Annotated in this window: 5 protein-coding genes; all 5 read left to right on the top strand. The window is 53.9% G+C overall.

Annotated elements, in window-relative coordinates:
• Nucleotides 1–7: 7 nt before the first annotated feature.
• Nucleotides 8–118: an iron chelate uptake ABC transporter family permease subunit gene (locus tag INT22_RS20285; RefSeq protein ID WP_226912431.1), complete on the top strand. Its 111-nt coding sequence runs from the start codon at nt 8–10 to the stop codon at nt 116–118.
• A complete protein-coding gene (locus INT22_RS05305) occupies nt 112–873 on the top strand; it encodes an ATP-binding cassette domain-containing protein (protein ID WP_193067832.1) in 762 nt (253 codons plus the stop codon). Before INT22_RS20285 ends, INT22_RS05305 begins: the two co-directional genes overlap by 7 nt.
• Nucleotides 874–995: 122 nt before the next feature.
• Nucleotides 996–1370 carry a YbaN family protein gene (locus tag INT22_RS05300; RefSeq protein ID WP_226912429.1) on the top strand — a complete coding sequence of 125 codons (375 nt, stop codon included), beginning with the start codon at nt 996–998 and terminating at the stop codon, nt 1368–1370.
• Between the two features lie 204 nt (nt 1371–1574).
• Complete coding sequence (gene mgtE, locus INT22_RS05295) at nt 1575–2930, top strand: magnesium transporter (RefSeq protein ID WP_193059549.1); 1356 nt, start codon at nt 1575–1577, stop codon at nt 2928–2930.
• 360 nt (nt 2931–3290) lie between these two features.
• On the top strand, nt 3291–3745 hold a 455-nt coding region (locus INT22_RS05290; protein WP_193067831.1), incomplete at its 3' end, for an aldehyde dehydrogenase family protein.

Raw genomic sequence — 3745 nt, 5'->3', positions numbered from 1 at the left:
CGACACCCTGGCGCGCACCCTCGGCGCGCCCGCCGAAATCCCCGTCGGGCTGTTAACCAGCCTACTGGGCGGCCCCTATTTTCTTTACCTGCTAATGCGTCGGAACCGGGCATGCTAACTCTACATCAGGCGGGTTTTACCACCACGCCCTCAATCGCGCCGCTGGACGGCACCCTTCGCCCTGGTGAGCTACTCGCCATTGTTGGCCCCAACGGCGCGGGCAAAAGCACACTACTCAGCATGCTGTCGGGATTTCGTCCCTGTGAACAGGGCGAGCTACATCTGGATGGAAAACGCCTGAGTGAGTGGCCAATCAACGAGCTTGCCAATCGCCGGGCGCTGGTCGCCCAGCAAGAGTTGCCCGGCTTTGATTGGCAAACCTTTGAGCTGGTGAGCTTAGGCAGCAACCCCAGCAATGCACTGATTGCGGAACTGCTGCATGACCTAGATCTGACGCAGTTAGCTAAACGCAGCGTACTTTCACTCTCTGGCGGTGAACGCCAACGGGTAATGATTGCACGAGGTGCCTGCCAGCTACTCTCACGGCGCTCTCCTACCGCTAAAGATGGCGGGCTTTTACTGCTGGATGAACCCACTAGCGCACTCGATATCGGCCAGCAACAGCGCTTAATGCGTCAACTACGCACCTGGGCAGAACGGCACAATATGGCGATTGTCTGCGTGCTCCACGACCTCAATCTCGCCAGCACCTACGCCGATCGGGTATGGCTGTTACATCAGGGCCAGCGTATTGCTCACGGCTCGCCCGCCCTAGTGCTTGACCCCGCCACCATCGCCAAGGTGTATGACGTAGAGCTGCAGCCTATCAATAGCAGTAACGCTGCAGCCCCTCTTCTCGCCCTAACGCCTTAAGATAACGTTCAGCAGCCAACGAGCTCTATCCCGCAGAGTGGCAAAGCCTTCATATAAGTCCATACTTATCCCATACGTAACGGGCAATATATGCATTACCGTGTGCCAATTGGGGAGCAAGAATGAGACTGATCAGCCTCATGTGGGTAATGCTGGCAGGGATGAGTTTTAGCATCGGCGTATTAGGCATTTTTCTGCCCCTATTGCCGACCACCGTGTTTATGCTAATCGCTATTTACTGTGCCTCAAGGGGGTCTCCACGTTTTGAGGCCTGGATTCGCTCCCGCCACTATGTCGGGCCGCTGCTGGTTACCTGGGAACAAGAGCGCGCCATACCCAAGCGCGCTAAGATTTTTGCCGTTTGCACGATAGCGTTGAGTGCCGTAATCACCGTCTGGTCACTCGGGCCTGGCTGGTTAAGCGGGGCAGTGGTGGCCCTACTAATGCTGATTGCCCTTTGGCTGGCTACCCGGCCAGAGCCTTCGTCTCATAGCTAAGTGTGACTGAATAGTTCATCGTTTAGTGAAGTGATCGCCACTTCCAGCTGTAGCGCTGCTTGGGCTCGATATGGGCTGGTATACCGTGTGCTTGCATCACAGTACCTCCATGGCTTTCAACCCTACCTGTCTATAACATTCATAAAGCGAGCCGCCAGGAGTTTGCACTTCTTTAACACTAAGCTTCCAATAAGGACGGGCTCTATGCGCGATGAGGAAAAATACACAAATTCAGAGGAGCAACTGCTCTATCTTCAAAAACGGTTAGATGAGGAAGATACCGCCGCCCTAAGCGAGCTGTTTACTGAACTCGATATTTTATCGATTGCGCGCACGCTCGAGTCTTTTCCAACCAAAACTCGCGACCGATTGTGGGAGTACATTCCTGAAGCACTGCTCGGCGAAGTACTCGCCGAAGTCGATGAAGATATTCGTGCCGACTACATTGAAGACCTTTCTGCCAGCGATGTAGAGCAAATCGTAAAAGGCCTAGATGCCCAGGAAGTGGCTGAAGTTCTCGACGTCGCCGACGAAGAGATCAAAACGACCGTCTATGCCAGCTTAGATCAAGAGATCCGCGCCCAAGTTGAGAACCTGCATTCTTATGAAGATGACGTGGTCGGCCGTTACATGGACCCAGAAACGGTTAATGTAAAACAGGGCGTATCGCTGGAAGCCGTACAGCGCTATATCCGTATTCATCAGCTGTTGGATGATGAATCGCAACAGATCATGATTACCGACAAGGATAAGCGCCTGTTGGGCACGCTGACGCTCATTGATCTAGTCAAACAACCACAGGAGAGCGTCGTTGATGAGTACATGGTTGCCCCCTTCACACTCAATGACCAGATGAAGGTAAGCGAGGCTGCCGCACTGCTCCGCTCTAAAGAGCTGCCTTTTGTTCCGGTTTGCGATAGCGACGGGCTGTTAGTGGGCCAGTTGAACGCCGCTGATGTATTAGAAATCACCCAAGATGATGCTGACATGACGTTAAAGCACATGTCGGGCGTCAGCGACGAAGAAGAAGTCTTCACTCCGATACTGCGCAGTGCAAAGAGCCGCGGCATTTGGCTGGGCATTAACCTGCTCACTGCATTTTTAGCGGCCTTCGTAATTGGGCAGTTTGAAGAGGTCCTGGATCAAATTGTAGCGCTAGCCATCCTGATGCCGGTGGTCGCGAGTATGGGCGGGATTGCGGGCAGCCAAACCCTCACGGTAGTGATACGCGGCCTAGCGCTCGGCCAGCTCGCCGGTAATAACAAACAGTGGCTCTATAACAAAGAACTGTGGGTGGGGATGAGTAACGGCTTGGTGTGGGCACTCGTCGTTGGTGGTATTTCCTACCTGTGGTTCGGCGATCCGCTGATTACACTGGTGATTACGCTGGCCATCTTTGTGAATATGAGCCTAGCGAACTTATCAGGCGTGCTGATTCCCTTAGTGTTGAAAAGGTTACAAATAGACCCCGCATTATCAGGTGCCGTCATCTTAACCACCGTTACCGATGTGGTCGGCTTTATGTCGTTCTTGGGGTTAGCTACTTTAATCATCCTATAACCATGTGCCCCTGGCGGGCACTGCAACACTTGAAAGGAGAAATCGCTAAGCACCGCTTGACTTGGAGAAGGTGCCCATATATTTCTGCTATGTGCGGCACGGCTCCGGATAGCGCAGGGAATCAGGCAATAGGGCGATTCTGATGAGCGAGCCATCTTTTGAACAAGATGCCAATGCTCAGGGCACAACTGTCGAACGGAAAGCTGCTGGCCGAGGGAAAGAACGAAGGAAATAAATAGACCGACTTCACCGGACAACAACAGTACAGCAGCGGTATGACAGCTGAACCGGCCCTCGCAGCACAGGATGAAGTCGAGTGAATGACCGTTAACACCTGCACGCTAATGGGGAACCGGACATATGAACAATCCGTATGAGACGCTATTCCACCGCCAGAAAACAGCTTTTCTCAGCGACCGCACGAAATCACGCGACTGGCGGCTAGATCAGCTCGCGAGAATGGAGCGCATGCTGCTTGAACATCGCGAACGCTGGTGTGCAGCACTTCATCAAGATTTCGGCAAGCCGCCGTTCGAACAGCAGTTCGAGATCACTGTGCCGATGGGAAATATCGCCTATTATCGCGACAATCTGGACCGGCTGATGGCACCGGAAGAGGTCGAAATCCCTGAGGGGCTGGCAAAGCTCGGCCAGCGCGGTGTGATCCGACGTGAACCCTTCGGCGTGACACTGGTGATCGGGCCATTCAATGCGCCGATCCTCCTGTTGCTCGATCCGGCCATCGCGGCGCTGGCAGCGGGCAATCCCGTGATCCTGAAACCGGCCAATACCACGCAGGGAAAATGCATGAAAAC

This window comes from Halomonas sp. 3D7M (genome assembly GCF_014897885.1).
Taxonomy (GTDB): domain Bacteria; phylum Pseudomonadota; class Gammaproteobacteria; order Pseudomonadales; family Halomonadaceae; genus Vreelandella.
Note: the sequence above shows the minus strand (reverse complement) of the source record. Positions and strands in the feature narration are given on the sequence as shown.

Coding starts and splice junctions, on each gene's coding strand:
- INT22_RS05305 (WP_193067832.1), top strand. CDS start 112: ATGCTAACTCTACATCAGGCGGGTTTTACCACCACGCCCTCAATCGCG.
- INT22_RS05300 (WP_226912429.1), top strand. CDS start 996: ATGAGACTGATCAGCCTCATGTGGGTAATGCTGGCAGGGATGAGTTTT.
- mgtE (WP_193059549.1), top strand. CDS start 1,575: ATGCGCGATGAGGAAAAATACACAAATTCAGAGGAGCAACTGCTCTAT.